Origin of the sequence: Arcanobacterium phocae, from assembly GCF_900105865.1 — a bacterium.
Classification (GTDB): domain Bacteria; phylum Actinomycetota; class Actinomycetes; order Actinomycetales; family Actinomycetaceae; genus Arcanobacterium; species Arcanobacterium phocae.
In genome coordinates this window covers 1,736,173-1,753,903 of the sequence record NZ_LT629804.1, presented here as the reverse complement: position 1 = coordinate 1,753,903, position 17,731 = coordinate 1,736,173, and the positions used below count along the sequence as shown (strand labels likewise).

Annotated in this window: 17 protein-coding genes; all 17 read left to right on the top strand. The window is 49.6% G+C overall.

Translation table 11 applies throughout. From position 1 onward, the window contains the following. The first annotated feature begins 13 nt into the window (after positions 1-13). The 17 genes from BLT51_RS07880 to BLT51_RS07800 all read left to right on the top strand — a co-directional run bounded on the left by BLT51_RS07880 (position 14) and on the right by BLT51_RS07800 (position 17,709). A complete protein-coding gene (locus BLT51_RS07880; protein ID WP_091281934.1) occupies positions 14-1,900 on the top strand; it encodes a peptidoglycan D,D-transpeptidase FtsI family protein in 1,887 nt (628 codons plus the stop codon). Then, the gene (locus BLT51_RS07875; protein WP_091281932.1) at positions 1,897-3,384 is read left to right on the top strand and encodes a UDP-N-acetylmuramoyl-L-alanyl-D-glutamate--2,6-diaminopimelate ligase; all 1,488 of its coding nucleotides are present in this window, start codon (positions 1,897-1,899) and stop codon (positions 3,382-3,384) included. Before BLT51_RS07880 ends, BLT51_RS07875 begins: the two co-directional genes overlap by 4 nt. Continuing rightward, the gene (locus tag BLT51_RS07870; RefSeq protein ID WP_091281930.1) at positions 3,381-4,799 is read left to right on the top strand and encodes a UDP-N-acetylmuramoyl-tripeptide--D-alanyl-D-alanine ligase; all 1,419 of its coding nucleotides are present in this window, start codon (positions 3,381-3,383) and stop codon (positions 4,797-4,799) included. The genes BLT51_RS07875 and BLT51_RS07870 overlap by 4 nt, the downstream gene beginning before the upstream one ends. Next, positions 4,800-5,885 (top strand): phospho-N-acetylmuramoyl-pentapeptide-transferase, encoded by a 1,086-nt coding sequence (gene mraY, locus BLT51_RS07865; RefSeq protein ID WP_091281927.1) that lies wholly within the window; start codon positions 4,800-4,802, stop codon positions 5,883-5,885. Continuing rightward, entirely contained in the window at positions 5,867-7,369 is a 1,503-nt protein-coding gene (gene murD, locus BLT51_RS07860) for a UDP-N-acetylmuramoyl-L-alanine--D-glutamate ligase (protein ID WP_091281924.1), read from the top strand. Before mraY ends, murD begins: the two co-directional genes overlap by 19 nt. Next, positions 7,369-8,604 carry an FtsW/RodA/SpoVE family cell cycle protein gene (locus BLT51_RS07855; RefSeq protein ID WP_091281921.1) on the top strand — a complete coding sequence of 412 codons (1,236 nt, stop codon included), beginning with the start codon at positions 7,369-7,371 and terminating at the stop codon, positions 8,602-8,604. The genes murD and BLT51_RS07855 overlap by 1 nt, the downstream gene beginning before the upstream one ends. Next, entirely contained in the window at positions 8,601-9,707 is a 1,107-nt protein-coding gene (locus tag BLT51_RS07850) for a UDP-N-acetylglucosamine--N-acetylmuramyl-(pentapeptide) pyrophosphoryl-undecaprenol N-acetylglucosamine transferase (protein ID WP_091281918.1), read from the top strand. The genes BLT51_RS07855 and BLT51_RS07850 overlap by 4 nt, the downstream gene beginning before the upstream one ends. Then, positions 9,707-11,059 carry a UDP-N-acetylmuramate--L-alanine ligase gene (gene murC / locus BLT51_RS07845; RefSeq protein WP_091281915.1) on the top strand — a complete coding sequence of 451 codons (1,353 nt, stop codon included), beginning with the start codon at positions 9,707-9,709 and terminating at the stop codon, positions 11,057-11,059. Before BLT51_RS07850 ends, murC begins: the two co-directional genes overlap by 1 nt. Before the next feature lie 32 nt (positions 11,060-11,091). Further along, positions 11,092-12,018, top strand: coding sequence for a cell division protein FtsQ/DivIB (locus BLT51_RS07840; protein WP_157672971.1), 927 nt, complete (start codon positions 11,092-11,094; stop codon positions 12,016-12,018). 120 nt (positions 12,019-12,138) lie between these two features. Next, positions 12,139-13,350 carry a cell division protein FtsZ gene (ftsZ, locus tag BLT51_RS07835; RefSeq protein WP_091281909.1) on the top strand — a complete coding sequence of 404 codons (1,212 nt, stop codon included), beginning with the start codon at positions 12,139-12,141 and terminating at the stop codon, positions 13,348-13,350. Between the two features lie 74 nt (positions 13,351-13,424). Beyond that, a complete protein-coding gene (locus BLT51_RS07830) occupies positions 13,425-14,219 on the top strand; it encodes a polyphenol oxidase family protein (RefSeq protein ID WP_091281907.1) in 795 nt (264 codons plus the stop codon). A gap of 56 nt (positions 14,220-14,275) precedes the next feature. Continuing rightward, the gene (locus BLT51_RS07825; RefSeq protein WP_091281905.1) at positions 14,276-14,689 is read left to right on the top strand and encodes a cell division protein SepF; all 414 of its coding nucleotides are present in this window, start codon (positions 14,276-14,278) and stop codon (positions 14,687-14,689) included. Positions 14,690-14,691: 2 nt separating this feature from the next. Then, the gene (locus tag BLT51_RS07820; RefSeq protein ID WP_091281903.1) at positions 14,692-14,979 is read left to right on the top strand and encodes a YggT family protein; all 288 of its coding nucleotides are present in this window, start codon (positions 14,692-14,694) and stop codon (positions 14,977-14,979) included. A gap of 175 nt (positions 14,980-15,154) precedes the next feature. Next, entirely contained in the window at positions 15,155-15,736 is a 582-nt protein-coding gene (locus tag BLT51_RS07815; RefSeq protein WP_091281901.1) for a DivIVA domain-containing protein, read from the top strand. Between the two features lie 79 nt (positions 15,737-15,815). After that, on the top strand, positions 15,816-16,316 hold the full coding sequence (lspA, locus tag BLT51_RS07810; RefSeq protein ID WP_231943934.1) for a signal peptidase II: 501 nt from the start codon (positions 15,816-15,818) through the stop codon (positions 16,314-16,316). Then, entirely contained in the window at positions 16,313-17,236 is a 924-nt protein-coding gene (locus tag BLT51_RS07805; RefSeq protein WP_091281899.1) for an RluA family pseudouridine synthase, read from the top strand. Before lspA ends, BLT51_RS07805 begins: the two co-directional genes overlap by 4 nt. Before the next feature lie 2 nt (positions 17,237-17,238). Further along, positions 17,239-17,709, top strand: coding sequence for a GNAT family N-acetyltransferase (locus tag BLT51_RS07800; RefSeq protein WP_157672970.1), 471 nt, complete (start codon positions 17,239-17,241; stop codon positions 17,707-17,709). The last annotated feature ends 22 nt before the right edge of the window (positions 17,710-17,731 follow it).

Sequence of the window (17,731 nt, the reverse complement as noted above, 5' to 3'; positions counted from 1 at the left end):
AGGGGAGTGAAACATGGCGGATCGACGTGAGTTCGAATCGTTTTCTGTACTGCACTGGCTAGCTGATGTCCTCAAAGACGGCATGGGGCGTGGCGTTGGCGGTGGCATTGCAGCACGAAAACTGACAAACAAAAAATTGTCAAAGACTATCTTTATTGTTGTAATTGTAGCTGCTGTGTTAGCGGTAAGGTTGTTTTACTTACAAGTGATCAGCGGTCCACAACTATCAAAAACAGCACGTGAGTTACGTAGCCAAGCTATCTCATTAGAAGCTAAACGTGGCGACATCGTTGACGTGCATGGAGCAATCTTAGCGACGTCGATTGAACGCTATAACGTTCGTGTCAACCAGGTTGAGATAGCTAATTACCGAGAGTATGACGATGAAGACAACTTGATCGGCGCGGGAGCTGCTGCAGCAGCAAAAAAGGTCGCGCCACTGCTAGAGATAGACGAAGCTGAACTCGCTGGTCTGTTTTTGGGAGGAGCGGAAAAGAACCAGTGGGAGCTCGTTAAACGGGATGTTTCGCCGGATAAATGGCGCGCTATTAGCAAGCTGGATATCCACGGCATATATCCTGAGCGGTATATGCAACGCTCGTATCCAAACGGGAATGTAGCAGGAAATATTCTGGGATATACCGGAGTTACTGCCGAAGATAACACTCTAGCTGGGCGAGCCGGAATTGAGTCCACATATGACAAACTGTTGGCAGGTAAAAATGGGGAACTCTCGGTCGAAGTCGGACCTGCAGGAACTGTTTTCCCGCAGGGGGCTCGAAAAGAAGTACCTGCAGTCGATGGCGGAACCGTAAAACTGACAATCGATCGAGATCTGCAGCTGGCCACACAAGAAGCACTAGATTCTGCAGTGCAGAAAAACCATGCTGAATGGGGATCGGCAGTAGTTATTGAAATTGGCACTGGGCGTATCTTGGCGCTAGGAGATTCATCTGCGCCCGATCCATCCAATTTGGAAAAGGTTAACCCGGAAGACTGGAATTCACGTGCTGTACAGGCAATTGTGGAACCTGGTTCAACGGGAAAAGTGATTACTCTTTCCGCGGCACTCGATAAAGGTGTCATCACTCCAACAGATACGTTCCTAGTTCCTGATCACCTGCAAATGCCAAACGGGCAGGTTATTTCGGACAATGATCACCATGCTACTGACACAATGACCGTAGCCGGAATCATCGGTAAATCATATAACACTGGTTTGGTTCAAATGGGAGACCGAGTCGACGATTCATACCGCTACAGCATGCTACGCAAATTTGGAATTGGCCAAAAAACTGGTGTAGAGCTTCCTGGTGAAGCGACTGGTATTCTCAACCCTTATGAGAGCTGGGATAACCGAACTCACTATACGACGATGATTGGCCAGGCGTGGGCTGCGTCAACGCTACAGTTGGGGCAGATGATATCGATCATCGGAAATGATGGAGTGAAAATCCCGCTCCATATTGTGGACGGTATCTATGACAAAAAAGGTAATTTCGAGCCAACTGTTATCGGAGCTTCAGAACAAGTAGTATCAGCTGACACTGCGAAAACAGCCAATACTATTTTACAAGGCGTTACACGACCAGATTCTACTGGACGACTTGCGTCGGTTCCGGGATACAATGTTGCTGGAAAAACTGGTACTGCAGAGGTTCCCGACGAAAACGGAAACTTGACAAAGCGAGTTGGAACCTTCGTCGGACTAATTCCTGCTGAAAAACCGCAACTGGCAGTCGCAGTAGTTATATACAACGCTGCTGGAGCTGGATATGGAGCAACGACTGCGGCGCCGGTTTTTGGAGACATTGGAAAGTTTGCCATGCGGTCGATGGGCGTTGCGCCATCGCAAGAGCCACTGGTGACCTATCCGTGGAGACAAAGTGAGATACCATGATTCGGCCAAAAAACGTCAAACCCTGCCCTCTAGGGGAGGCTATTCCAGAATGCTCGGACCTAGCCACGGCTAGCCTTGCTGTCACCGGTGTTACAACGGACAACCGTGCAGTAAAACCCGGAGATCTTTTTATCGGAGTTCCCGGAGTTCACAACCACGGTGCATGTTTTGCTGATGCTGCTGTTAGTGCTGGAGCTGTTGCAGTTGCTACAGATGAAATAGGTGCAGATCTGGTAGAAGCCGATATCCCAATCGTCGTCGTCCCAGATATCGCCAAAAAAGTTGGCGAGATTGCCGCTGCAATATATGGGTATCCAGCACGGCAGCTAACTACCTACGCCATTACCGGAACGAACGGCAAAACGACCACAGCATTTATGATTGACCATATTTTGCAGGCGTTAGGCGAAACAACTGGCTTGATTGGAACCGTTGCGATCCGTATCGCAGGCACAGAAATCCCGGCGCAATTGACAACTCCACAGCCAGCCGATTTACAAGCAATGTTGGCAGCGTTGGTTGAGGAAGGCGGAACTAGTCTCGTCATGGAGGCATCATCTCACGCGCTTTCCCAAGGCCGGATCAACCCAATTCGATTCTCTGTAGCTGGGTTCACCAATCTTAGTCAGGATCATCTTGATTATCACAAGACGTTAGCTGATTATTTCGAAGCGAAAGCCCAGCTATTTGATAACGAGCATGCACAGTCTGGAGTGGTCATAGCAGACACGCAATGGGGACAAATACTCGCGGAACGTGAAGCTGACCGAATGGATCAATTCTATACGGAGACTCGCGTGCCTGGGGCGTGGTCGGTACACGCCCATGCAGACCACTTATTTACAGTAACAAATCCCCGCGGCGAAGAAATAACCACGTACACTGCAATGCCAGGAGCTTTCAATATTAGCAACGCGGCTCTCGCAATAGCGATGGTTGCTAAAGCTGGCTATGCGCTCGATGATATTGCGAACGCACTTACTGGGCACAATGGCGTCAGTCCGACGGTTCCAGGGAGAATGGAACTAGTGGGACAACGCCCGCGCGTCGTCGTGGATTTTGCCCATAATGAGGATGCTCTTGTTCAAGCAATCACCGCATTAAAGCCAGAAACCCAGGGGCGTTTGGTTGTTATAACTGGATCCGCAGGAGACCGAGACAAAGAGAAAAGACCAGCGATGGCTAACGCTGTTGCTACCCGTGCTGATGTTTTAGTTATCACAGATGACGATCCGCATTCCGAAGACCCAGCTGCTATTAGAGCTGAATTAATTGCTGGAATTCCGGGACAAACCAACTGGAGTGAAATTGCTGATCGAACTGAGGCAATTAAGCAAACCATTCAGGAAGCGCAGCCGGACGATACTATACTTATTGCCGGACGAGGCCACGAACGTCTCCAAGATATGAATGGGACGCTAATTGAGCTTGACGATCGTGACGTTGCCCGCGCTGCACTCGCCACACGAAAGGCTCAAGAATGATCAAGACGACTCTCGAACAGATTGCGAACGTCGTCGATGGCAATTTTCCATCGTCAGCTGAATCTGCGGCATTGCCAGTTAGTGCAGTTGCGACTGATAATCGCCAAATCACTGGTGGTGAGTTGTTTGTTGCAATCGCTGGCGAACGTGTTGATGGAAATCGCTTTGCTGCTGTTGCACTAACAGCTGGTGCTACCGGAGTGTTAACTGCAGATCGGGCAGCTGCAGAAGCTAGTGGGGCTCCTGCAGATCGGATCATTACTGTAGCAGATCCAATTCTTGCTTTAGGAAAAATCGCGCATGACCAAGAACAAGCCGTGCGGAAATCTAGTCAACCCAATTTTAAGGTTATCGGTGTAACTGGATCGGTTGGTAAAACCACCACTAAAGACCTTCTTGCTGATCTCCTTAGGTGGCGCGGACCAATAATTGCCCCACCAGGCTCATTTAATAATGAACTTGGCCTTCCGCTAACAGTACTACGTGCTCATGAAGACACCGCTACTTTAGTGCTCGAGATGGGCGCTGACCATATTGGTAACTTGGACTACCTCACGGGCATTGCCGCTCCAGACATTTCGGTAGTTTTAGCCGTTGCTCGCGCTCATCTTGGTGAATTTGGTGGTATCGAAAACGTTGCCAAGGCCAAATCAGAATTGGTAACTGGAACGCGTAGTGACGGAGTTGTCGTCTTAAATTATGACGACGAACGAGTACGAGCGATGGCTAGACTGGCCCCCGGAAAAGTGGTTTTCTTTTCGGTGTCGGGTCAATATCGCGAGGGCGTTTGGGCATCCAATATTGCAACTGATCCTACCGGCAAAGCAACGTTCACTCTGCATCACGCAGGCGAGGCGGCACAAGTAGCCTTGAATCTGGTAGGAACTCATCATGTTGCTAATGCACTTGCTGCCGCAACCGTAGCCATTGAGCTTGGAGCAACGGTCGCTGATTGCGCCACGCGGCTATCGCAAGCACGCGCAGATAGTCCGCATCGGATGGATGTCTGGGAATCGGCAGGTGTAAGAATTATTGACGATTCGTACAATGCGAATCCTGATTCGATGCGAGCAGGACTCCAGGCTCTCGCTCATATCGGTCAAGGCCAGCGGACTATCGCTGTTCTAGGGCAGATGCTGGAACTTGGCGAAGCGTCCGCTTCGGAGCATGAATCCATCGGGCATACGGTTGCTGATTTAGGAATAGATAAACTTATTGCGCTAGGCGACGGCGTGGAAACGATGGCACTTGCAGCTCAGAATGATGGTGTTGAGGTACACCGAGTCGCAGATATAAGCGAAGCTCGGCTTTTGCTTGATAGGCTAGTCTGTAACGGCGATGTCGTTTTACTAAAAGGTTCAAATGGTTCTGGGGTGTGGCAGCTCGCAGATGCGCTAAAGGAGAAAGAACGCTAAATGCTCGCGATTCTTATTGCACTTGGTACAGCACTAGTTGTTTCGTTGCTCGGCACGCCACTTTTCATCAGAGTGCTAGAACGCCGATCCTACGGTCAGTTCATTCGAGAAGACGGCCCAACGACTCATCTTGTCAAGCGTGGCACCCCGACCATGGGTGGAGTCGTCATTATTGGAGCCACCGTTATTGGCTGGGCAGTTGCAAATATTGTGATGCAACGAGTACCGCAAGTTTCAGGGTTTTTACTCCTAGGACTGATGATAGGCATGGGTCTGGTTGGATTCCTAGATGACTTTATTAAAGTCAGCAAGGAACGCTCGCTGGGGCTAACTCCGCGTGCAAAGATGATCGGGCTGGGAACAGTTGGAATCGCGTTTTCGGTTCTGTCCTTGCAATTTCATAACGATATGAACCGAACTCCGGGATCAACTGCTGTCTCGCTAGTACGTGATCTGCCAATTAACTTTGGTGTCTGGGGGCCGGTGGCAGGTCTCATCCTCTTCACTGTCTGGGCTAACTTTCTCATCAGTGCTTGGTCTAATGCCGTTAATCTGACAGATGGATTAGATGGTCTTGCTGCGGGTGCTTCAATGCTCGCATTTGGGGCCTATACAGTGGTAGGAATCTGGCAGTACTACCAGACATGTGAATCACTCGTAGCTGCAACTTCGGGATGCTATGATGTTCGGGATCCGCGTGAGATTGCTATTATATGCGCTGCTATTGTCGGTGCATGTTTCGGTTTCTTGTGGCATAATACGTCGCCAGCTGCGATCTTTATGGGAGATACTGGGTCATTGGCTTTAGGCGGCGCATTTGCGGGAGTTTCGATTTTAACCCGTACTGAGATCCTGGCCGTTTTGCTTGGTGGGCTTTTTGTTATCATCGTTTTTTCTGACGTTATTCAGATCGGTATGTTTAAACTGACTGGTCGACGAGTATTCCGAATGGCTCCGTTACATCACCATTTCGAGCTTAAGGGCTGGAAAGAAGTCACAATCGTGGTACGGTTCTGGCTCATTCAGGGTTTATTTATTTCCACCGGAATGTTTTTGTTTTATGCAGAATGGCTGGCACAACAGTGACTCTTTCGATTCCAGGCGCGAGTAAATTTGACGGGCAACGAATCGCTGTCGTCGGTATAGGCGTATCGGGACGGGCATCGATTCAAGCGCTACATCAACACACTGATGCCTTACTAGGTGCGTGGGATGCACGAGCACAGGCCCTTGAGGCACTTGACCCTTCTGCGCTCGATGTGTGTGAAAGCTGTGCAGATCCTGAGCGCCTCATTGAAGCGGTTCTGCAATGGAACCCCGACATTGTTATCATTTCCCCAGGATTTCGCCAAACAGGAGTCGAGTGGCGTCGCTTGCGCCAAGCTGGAATTCCAGTCTGGTCAGAAATCGAGCTTGCTTGGCACCTGCGAGCCTGTGATGAAAACGGTCAGTATGCTCCGTGGCTTTGTATCACTGGCACGAACGGCAAAACCACAACGGTAACAATGCTCGAAACCATACTCAATAGTGCTGGTCTACGGGCGCTGGCAGTGGGAAATGTTGGGACGCCTGCAGTGACTGCTGTTAGTGATACTTCAAGCGAAGCTCCCAACGCATTTGCGTTTGAGCTGTCATCGTTCCAGCTAGCCGCCACCTACTCGATGGAACCAACTGCTTCAGTGGTGCTAAACGTTGCGGACGATCACCTCGAATGGCATGAGAATCGGGACGAATATGTTGCTGCAAAGGCATCGATCTACGAGCGTACTCACCAAGCATGTGTATTCCCCCTTCACGATGCAGATGTGCGCATAATGGTCGATAATGCTGATGTTATTGAAGGAGCTCGCGCTATCGGAGTGTCGTTGGGAGTGCCAAATATCGGAGAAATCGGCATTGTTGATGACATCATCGTCGATCGGGCGTTTGGTAATCGACGTCAAGTTCAGGCAATAGAATTATTTACAATTGCTGACGTCACGCATTTAGCTCCGCAAGGATACGATCTTCCGGTCCACATCGTAAAAGATGCAATGATGGCGGCTACCTTAGCACGTTCAGTCGGCACCTCGCCGTCGGCTATTCGAGAAGGCTTGCGTCGCTTCCATCCGGACGCACATCGTATCGAACTTGTTACTCAGCACGCCAAAGTAGCATATATCGACGATTCGAAAGCTACGAATACACATGCGGCGCAAGCGTCTTTACTCGTGCAAAAGCCGGCAAGTACAATTTGGATTGCCGGCGGATTGGCAAAGGGTGCCCGGTTCGAGGAACTCGTCGAACGAGTGTCGGATCGTTTGGCTGGCGTTATTGTGATCGGAACCGATCAAGAACCATGGCGTGCCGCATTAGATAATCTCAGTATTCCAGTAATATTTATTGATACAACAAGTAATGAGCCAATGCATGAAGCCGTCGCTCATGCACATAGCCTAGCCCGTCCCGGTCAAACAGTTTTGTTAGCTCCGGCGTGCGCATCCCAAGATCAGTTCACCAGTTACGCTGATCGAGGCAATAGGTTTGCTCAAGAAGTTCGTGAATTGGTGGTAGCTGGCGAGGAGGAATAATGAATCATTACGAGCCAGTAGACACACTCTCACCAACGGAGCTGGCACGTCGCAATGTCATTCTTCAATCCTTACTATTAATGGCTGCATCGGCACTCATGCTGATGACTATCGGTGTATTTATGGTGTTCTCGGCGACTGCCCCGTCATCGATCTCCGCAGTTTCGCGTGATCCTTCGACCCCGCTTTTCGCAGTGGCACTTCGCCAGTCTATCTATGCAGTCATCGGCATTATTGGGGCGGCTCTGCTTACCGCTGTCCCATACAAAATTCTGCAACGAGTGGCTATAGTTCCCCTTATGCTAGGTGTCGTTCTACAGACTCTAGTCTTACTACAGGGGGGCGAAGGGGTTGCTGGAAATAATAACTGGCTTCGGCTAGGAGGCTTCGCGCTGCAGCCATCGGAGTTTTTGAAACTCGCCATGATCATCTGGCTGGCAATGATGCTTGCACGCCTGACCGTTCCGGAAATCCAAACATCAAAGACAATTGTTATTCCGACCATCGGCTTTTTGCTAGCTACTGGTGTGGTTGTTCTTGGCGGAGACGTCGGAACAGGATTGATCTTTGTTCTTATCGGTGGAGGTATGATTTGGCTCGCCGGGTTGCGCGGCAGACAGCTCATTCGGCCAGGTTATGGATTCGTTTTTTTGGCTACGATTCTTGTTGTGATACGACCTTCACGCCTTTACCGTGTGGGGGATTACATTACTAACTTGTTGACACTCCCAGACCAGATCACTCCGACGCAGTCAGACTACGCCCTATTTGCCTTTGGATCTGGCGGGGTAACCGGTGCCGGTTTAGGCGCAGGGAAAGAAAAATGGCGCGATCTTGCGGAAGCCCATACTGATTTTATTTTTGCCGTTATCGGTGAAGAGCTTGGGATGATCGGTGCATTCACCATTATTTTATTGTTCTTAGCACTGGGATGGGCATTGTTGCGGATAGCTATGAACCATCATGACCGTTATGCTCAACTACTTGCTGTGGGTGCGGCTTTATGGCTATGTGGGCAAGCATTCGCAAATATGTGGGTTGTTACTGGTTTGCTTCCAGTATTCGGAATTCCATTGCCGTTCGTCTCTATGGGTGGATCATCCATGATGGCAACTGTGTGGATGCTTGGGGTAGTGGCAGCGACAGCTTTGGATGTACCAGGTGTTCGGGAAAGTTTTACGGCACGTCGTGGTTTAGTCCGGCATGCGCGAGCTCTTATTCGGAGGAAAAGATGAAACTTAGTATTGTGTTATGTGGCGGCGGGACTGCTGGACACGTCAATCCTTTAATTGCTACTGCGCAGGCTATGCAACGGTTGGTACCAGATGCTCGCATTACTGCGGTAGGAACTGCCGGTGGATTAGAGAATGAGTTGGTCCCATCAGCTGGGTTTGATTTACGACTTATCGAAAAAGTTCCGTTTCCACGGCGTCTGAATCGTGATGCTATCCGGTTTCCCGCTCGGTTCCGCTTAGCAGTGAAACAAGCTCGGGAAATCTTGGTGGAGACGCAAGCCACCTGCGTTGTTGGTTTTGGCGGCTATGCATCCTCACCTATGTACCGGGCTGCTCTCAAAGAGGGCGTGCCGTTTATTGTCCACGAAGCTAATGCGATTCCGGGGTTGGCAAACAAGCTGGGAGCACGTTCAGCGAATCTCGTCGGGCTGACATTCCCGTCTACTCCGCTGGTTGCGACGAAGGGCGTAACAGTTACCGTAGGCTTGCCGTTGCGGCCGAAAATTGCCGAATTGGCAACTGCAGATGAGGCCAGCTTGCAGCGGCGACGTGCCGAGGTTGCACAACGTTTTGGACTAGATCCAGCTAAGCCGATCGTCGTCGTTTCAGGTGGATCCTTGGGCGCCGTTCGCTTGAATGAAACAATGAGCGTAGCTGGGCCCCAGCTAGACGCACAGATATTACACATCACGGGTAAAGGTAAAGACGACGACGTGCGATCCGTCGTCGGCGATCACTCCGGTTACGTTGTCCTAGATTACTTAACCACGATGGAAGACGCATATGCCATCGCCGACATTCTCGTGGCGAGGGCTGGAGCAGGTATGGTGTCGGAAGCCTCAACACTAGGGATCCCGACCGTTTTTGTTCCACTTCCGATCGGTAACGGGGAACAAGCCCGCAACGCTCATGATGTGGTGGCTGCTGGCGGTGCAGTTCTGGTTGACAACCAAGATTTCACGCCACAGTGGGTACTTGAGCATCTTCCTGCTCTTCTCGATAGTTCTCAGCGAGAGAAAATGAGTGTGGCTGCTCGATCTGTTGCGCCGTCAGATGCAGCATCAAAACTTGCTCAATTTGCTGCTGAAATTGTGGAGGCGTAATGAAGTTCCATCTTATTGGTATTGGCGGAGCCGGTATGAACGTGGTAGCTCGATTGTTACGTTCTGAAGGCCACGACGTGAGCGGTAGTGATCGTCAAAGTTCGGCAGTACTTGATGATTTGCAAGCGATGGGGGTCACTACCTTTGTGGGACATGATCGCAAACATGTGCCACACGATGCCATCGTTGTGCGGTCCACTGCAGTCAAGCCATCTAATCCGGAGCTTGAAGTTGCGGTCGAACGCCATCAATCAATTTGGCACCGTTCAGAAGCACTCGCATTTGCTGCCGGTTCTCGCGATTTTATTGCAGTGGCGGGAGCACATGGGAAAACGTCTACCTCAGCTATGATTTCGGTTGCGCTGACTGAGCTAGGCGCAGATCCGTCACGCGCGATTGGCGGGCACCTTGCTGGCGGAGAGCCTGGGGGATACTTAGGATCGGGACCTGTGATAGTTGCCGAAGCTGACGAATCCGATGGATCTTTCTTGAACTACCAGCCGCGGGTCGCGTTAGTAACTAATGTTGAACCGGATCATTTGGATCACTATGGAACCTCGGCAGCGTTCGCGCAGGCTTTTGTGGACTTTGCACAGCGAATAGTTCCTGGTGGGTTACTGGTGTGTTGTACTGATGATCCCGGTGCTGCTGATCTTGCTCGTCGGGCACTCGAACTCGGTATTAGGGTGGCAACGTATGGGACGAAGCCCCACGAGGGGGACCACACTTTGATCCGGGACCTTCATTCAGGTTTGGCTGGCGGACGAGCCGTTGTGAACCGAGCAGATCAACAGACGACGATCGAACTAGCTGTGCCTGGCGAACATATGGTGCTCAACGCTGTAGGTGCTTGGCTAGTTTGTTGTGATCTTGGATTTGATGGGCAACAAATAGCGGAGGCGTTAAAGCATTTTTACGGAACTGGCCGTCGTTTTGAGCTCGCTGGGGAAGTACGTGGGATTCGGGTTATTGATGATTACGCGCATCACCCGACCGAAGTCGCGGCCACGTTACAGACGGCGAAGTCGGTTACCTCTGGGCGAGTAAAAGTAGTTTTCCAGCCGCACTTGTATTCGCGTACACGAAATTTTGCGGCAGAATTTGCGCAGGCATTGGATATTGCCGACGACGTTATCGTGACTTCGGTATATGCTGCTCGTGAGGTTCCTGAGGATGGTTCACAGGCTGACGTTATCACCGCCCATTCTGCTAAAGCTCAGTTTGTGCCAGATAAGAGCGATGTGGTTCGGATGATTGTTGCCAATGCTGGTTCCGGAGATCTTATTATGACGATGGGAGCCGGTGATATCTACACTATCGCGCCATTGATTATTAGCGAGCTGGAAAAATGAGAACGCCAGGTAAACCACGCAAACCGAGGAAGTTGGCAAACTCGAAAATAGAACAATCTCAGGGCGGAGTAGCGCCAATCAATGAGATGCGAGATTTTGCTCAGGATGTTGTTCCTACTGCATTAGTTGATACTGAGGTTTATATCGACGACGCAGACAGCATCGAATCGATTATGGTTGTACATCAGAATAAAAATGAGAGCGTGAAGCCGGCTGTGCAACCTGTTGAGCTAAGTGAACGTCTCCAAGAGCGTCGTGCGGAGCGTCGGCGTATTCGTCTCAAACAATTTGGATACGTACTAGGCGCAGTTAGCGGATTGTTGTTTCTGTTGTGGATTATTTTCTTTTCGCCACTGTTTGCCTATGAGTACCATGCTGGTGACATTCGCGGTTTAGCTGACAATTCCATCGTTGATAAAAACAAACTGGCCGATGTGCTGAAGTCGCATAATGGTGAGCATGTTTTGTTATTTGATGACGAGGAGCTTCAAGCAGATGTGAAGAACACTATTGCAGAAGTGGATCGGATTTCTTCGGTGTATCGTTTCCCCAATGGATTGGCATTCGATGTGGTAGCCCACGTGCCAGTTGCATGTGTAGTTGATGGGGAGGACTGCCAGGGAATTGCTCAAGACGGAACAAAGCTCACAGTTCCATCGGATCAATTGGCATCCTTACCGAAGATCAAAGGTTTTCCGGAAGATGTTGATCGTAAGGACGCTATGACGGCGTTGATGAGTGTGCTTGACGCGTTACCAGATGATTTTCGGGCAACGATTTCTCAACTGAGTATCGACCAGCATCAGATGGTTCAGTTAACGCTAACTGATGGCCGAACAGTGGCGTGGGGTAAATCTGAAGAAAATGATCGCAAAGCCAAGATTTTGGCTTCATTGCTTAGTTTAGAAGCGAAATTTATTGATATATCGGCACCAAATGCGCCAGTGACGAGTAACTAATTTTGCAACACACCGCCTAGGGCGTTGCAACTGGGTCAATAATTCTTTAACTTTTGCGCGAGGTTGGAAGCTTAAAACTTCAAGTTTGACTTGAAGTTTCCGATAAGGGAAATGAGAAATATGTTTAATAGCAACGCAAACATCAAAGTTGTTGGTGTTGGTGGAGGCGGAGTTAACGCTGTTGATCGCATGGTGCAAGACGGTCTTGTTGGCGTTGATTTTGTTGCAGTAAATACTGACAACCAGAGTCTGGCAAAATCTGAAGCTGAAACAAAACTCGATATCGGTCGTGATATTTCTAATGGTCTTGGCGCTGGTGCTGATCCTACTGTAGGCCGCCGAGCTGCCGAAGAAAACGCCGATACCATACAGGAAACCCTTAAAGACGCCGATATGGTTTTCGTGACTGCTGGTGAAGGTGGCGGCACTGGAACTGGTGCTGCTCCAGTTGTTGCACAGATCTCGCGCGATTTAGGTGCGCTGACCATCGGCGTTGTTACCCGGCCATTCACTTTTGAGGGCCGTCAGCGGGCAAATAATGCGGATTCGGGTATCGCAGCCCTCCGTGAGGCAGTCGATACTCTGATTGTTATCCCCAATGATCGACTCTTGCAGATTTCGGAAGAATCGTTGTCGATTATCGAAGCCTATCGTTTAGCCGATCAAGTCCTACGTTCCGGTGTTCAAGGAATTTCGGATCTCATTACTAAGCCAGGTCTAGTCAACCTCGATTTTGCTGATGTGAAAGCAATTATGAAGGACGCCGGTACAGCGCTGATGGGAATTGGCGTTGCCACTGGAGAAGATCGCGCAATGCGCGCTGCGGAGATGGCTATTTCTTCGCCACTACTTGAAGCCCGGATTGATGGTGCCCGTGGTGTTCTGTTGGCTTACACCGTTTCAGAAAGCTTCGGCCTATATGAGCTAGCACAGGCTTCCGATCTGATTAAGGAATCCGTAGCTGATGACGCCAACATCATTGTGGGTGTCACGATTGATGACAACGTTGGCGATGAAGTCCGGTTGACTGTCATTGCTGCTGGTTTCGATCAAGAAAACGATTATCTTCTTGCCCAAACACAGAAGCGTACTCCTGGCGAAGTGCAACAGGAAACACGTGCAAAGCATGTTATGACCGAGCCAGTGGCACATGTTGAGAAGCCTGCTGCTCCGGTTGCTACGCCGGCGCCTGCTCCTGCTCCGCAGGAGCCAGTTGCTCCAGTCGCACCGCAGGTGGCGACGTCATTAGACGTCCCGCCAACTTTGGAAGAAGAAAAGTTAAACCGTCGTCCAGACCTTGATATTCCAGATTTCCTCGTAAACGGCAACTAAGCTGTTTCAAGTTTCCAACTGTAGAGGCTGCATTGCGTGGGGCGTAGTGCAGCCTCCTCCTCATATTCCGATGAATGAGCCCAACCATGTTTGATGAGATAACATCCAATATTAAAGCGGGATTTACTACTGTGCATGGTGGCGTGTCATGCGGATCTTACCAGAGTGCGAATCTGGGATTTCATGTGGGAGATTACTCAGAACGAGTAGCGTGTAATCGTCGTCGGCTCGAGGATTATATTGGGATGCCGTTGGTGTGGATGGAGCAAGTGCATGGCAGCCATATTCACTCTATAGGAGGCTGCGATCCTGTGGAGCTGGCGGTAGACGAGTATGGTTTTCTTACTGTGGGGAAAGCCGATGGAATTTTCTTAGAGCCGGAAGCTGTTCCGGCAACAGGTCTTGCGTTGGCTGTGATGGTGGCTGACTGTGTTCCGGTCCTTATAGCCGATCGTCAGGAAGAACGGATTGCCGCTGTCCATATGGGACGAAGAGGGATGGAGAGGCGGATCCTTGCTAAAGCATTAAAGATGTTTCTTGATCGAGGATCACGTGTCGAAAATATTGATGTTCGATTTGGCCCGCATATCTGTGCGCGCTGTTACGAAGTGTCTCAAGACGTTTATCGATCGTCGATACCTGAAGCTCAGTGCGATACACGCTGGGGTACTCGTGGGATAGACATGACTGCTGGTGGCGTAGCGCAAGCACACCAACTGGGGATTAACAGCATACTAGTGGATAGTGAGTGCACTTATGAGAATGATCTGTATTTTTCGCATAGAGTTGCTTCTAAGCGTGGGGAACAGACTGGCCGGTTTGCTGGAGTGATCTCATTTGAACCACACGACACACCTACAAAATACTAGGTTTTTGAAGTATTTAAGCATAGTTTTAAGGAAGAAGCGGAATAAAGGAGAACAATATGGGAATCTTTGAGCGGATCACGGCTAAAGCAACGCCCTACGAAGAAGATGGTGAATACGAAGCATATGATCATTATTCGGATGACAGTTACTATGAAGAAGACGATTCGCAGCTAGCTCCAGTGCATTCGATTCCTTCTGTTCCGGAAGTTGCCCGTATTGTTACGGTTTGGGTAACAGATTTCAAGGGTGTTAAAGATTTTGCTACCGAGTACCGCCAAGGTTTGCCGGTTATTTTGAATCTTTCGGATGCAAACAATGATGATCGTAAGCGAATTGTTGATTTTGCCCTTGGCTTGGTTTTTGGGCTTGAGGGTGCTTTCTCGCGAATTTCAGAAGATGTTTTCCTTTTGACTCCACATTCAGTCAAATTGGATTCAATGGGTACTGACGAACCGCACAACTTCGGGTGATAATGTCGTATTTCCTGCTTTGTATCATCTATCTTTGTAGCATCTATACTTTCGTCCTATTCGGACGCGTTATTGTCGATCTGGGTTTGACATTAATACGAGATTGGCGTCCAGAAGGAGTTGTTCTTCTAATCATCAACGCAATCTACTTCTTAACTGATCCTCCGTTGCGTGCAGTGAATCGACTAATACCTCCACTTCGACTAGGTGGGATAGCTCTGGATCTGGGCTTCATTCTTGTGTTCGTTGCAGTGCGACTTATTCAAAATATCGCGATTAGCTTATTGTGATAAGGATCTTGGGTATTTCTACCTATATTCAAGGTATTTTGTGCGTGGAATGACCTAATTCTTTATGAAAAAGTTATGAAATTGATTCTAAATTACCCTCTAGGTGGGTTCCTCTAGTAATCTATCGTGATAGATACTCAATACGGAGTACGTGAATTTATAAACGAGGTGAATAATGGCTCAGCTTACTGAACAAGATGTTGTGAACAAGCAGTTCAAGGAGCCCGCTTCCGTCGCGGAAGGCTACGATCAGGATGATGTCGACTTTTTCCTTGATGAAGTCGCCGAGACGATCGCAAAGCTCACTGCTGAGAAAGCAGAACTGGAAGAGAAGCTAGCTCGCGCTCAGGCTCGAGTGACTGAACTTGAAAATGCTCAAGGACTTGCTCAGCCACAGGCTGCAGCTGCAGCACCATCTGACGCTACTGCCACCGCCGCATTAGCTCCGATTAGTGCAAACGATGAGGCTTCGCAGGCAACATCTGTTTTGGCTATGGCAAAGCAATTGCATGATAAGTTCGTTGCTGATGGTAAGGCAGAAAATGAACGGTTGATCGCTGAAGGCGAAGCTGAGAAGGTTCGTATCGTCACTGAAGCTGAGGACATTCACAACCGTACTCTTACCAAGCTTGAAGAAGAGCGTTCCCTTATTGAACGCAAGATTGCTGAACTCCGTGATTTCGAGCGCGACTACCGCACTCGTCTCAAGAGCTACTTGGAGTCGTTGCTACACAACGTCGATTCCAACCAGCAGTAATCCTTTTGATATCAGTGGTGCCGGTGCGATTGTGCCGGCACCACTGATATATGCAGTAATCCTTTGTTAGAATCACTAGGTGACGAAAAAGAATCTTGTGTTGGCAGCGTTTATCGCAGCAGTTGTTGTCCTTGTTGATCAGTTGTCTAAAATCTGGGCGCTTACCGCATTATCTGACGGACAAACGATTCCAGTTATCGGTGACTTTATTAGTTTGCATCTAGTCTTTAATCCCGGAGCAGCTTTCTCATTTCTTGATAATGCGACTTGGGTCTTCACTATACTCGGCACTATTTTCGTCGCAGGGGCACTGTTTTTTATTCGTCGGTTGCACACTGCGTCACTTCTTTACACTGCCGCAGTTATCTGGGGTGGAGCTCTAGGTAACCTTATTGATCGTTTTGTGCGTCCGCCAGGAATCGCACGAGGACACGTCATTGATTTTATTCAGTATTCGGACTGGTTCATCGGTAACATTGCAGATATTGCGCTTGTGGCAGGTTTTGGTGTTCTCATCCTTATAGAGATAATTAAGGCGGATACAGCACCGACTCTTACTGAGGATACGGAGCAGGAATGACGCATACCTACTTTATTCCCGATGGATTCGCGGGCGAGCGTCTTGATACTGCGCTAGCAAAGATGACCGGACTTTCGCGGTCAAAAATAGTGGACCTTATTCTTTCTGGCGACGTATTAGTTGATGGCAAAGCTCCTGGAAAATCAGATCGTGCTATAGCTGGCACGATAGCTGAGGTCTCTATTCCGGCTCCGCCATCGACAGAGCCCGAGCCTACGCCAGTAGAGGGTATGGGGATTTTGTACGAAGATGAGGACATTATCATCGTCGATAAACCAGCTGGTGTGGCTGCTCATGCATCGCACAACTTTGACGGACCAAACGTGCTGGGAGCCCTATTAGCTAGTGGAGTTCGATTGTCTACATCAGGTCCGCAAGAGCGGATGGGGATTGTACATCGGCTCGATGTAGGCACAACGGGAGCAATGGTAGTTGCTAAATCCGAGCTTGCTTATACTATGCTCAAGCGAGCTTTTCGGGATCGGACAGTTACAAAAATCTACCATGCTTTAGTACAGGGGCATCCGGATCCCATGCGCGGAACTGTGGAGGCTCCAATTGCACGAGATCATCGTCATCAGTGGAAGATGAGTGTGCGTGCTGATGGTAAGCACTCGGTCACGCATTATGACACTATCGAAGCAATGGCTGGCGCGAGCCTGTTAGAAGTTCATCTTGAAACGGGACGTACCCATCAAATTAGGGTACATATGAGCGCGTTGAAGCATCCATGTGTGGGTGATGATATGTACGGTGCTGATCCGAGGTTATCTGAACGACTGGGCTTGGATCGGCAGTGGCTCCACGCTGTTCGGCTCGGGTTTGATCATCCGCGTACTGGACACTACGTAGAGGTTGAATCTCGGTATCCAGCAGATCTGCAATCTGCGCTCAACCAGATGAGGAATGGCGCCCTGTGACCGTGATTAAGCATTTGAGTGGCGCTGACGATTTGTCTTCGGTGCTTGCGTTGCGTCTCGAAGTATTCGTTTGTGAACAGAATGTGCCAGTTGAGCTCGAAAAAGATCAGAGAGACACAGCAAGCGGAACGTTTCATGTGGCAGTGCTAGACGACGAACAGCGCGTCATTGGAACGGGACGGATTTTCCGGGATGACGACGGACGAGTACACATCGGTAGAGTGGTGGTTAAACGTGAATTTCGTGGTGGCGGAATTGGCGAAGCAGTCATGTCTGAGCTCGCTGGGCTGGCGTTATCTGAGTTTAGCTCTCAGGGTATGGTGACGATTTATTTGTTTGCTCAGCGTGCGGCTATTGGTTTCTATGAGCGTTTAGGTTATGTTATTGAGTCTGATGACATTGTTCTGGATGCTGGAATTGAGCACAAACTGATGAGCCGTGTTTTAAGCGTGTGCGAATTTCAACGTCAATGAACCAGACATGTGGTGGATGCAG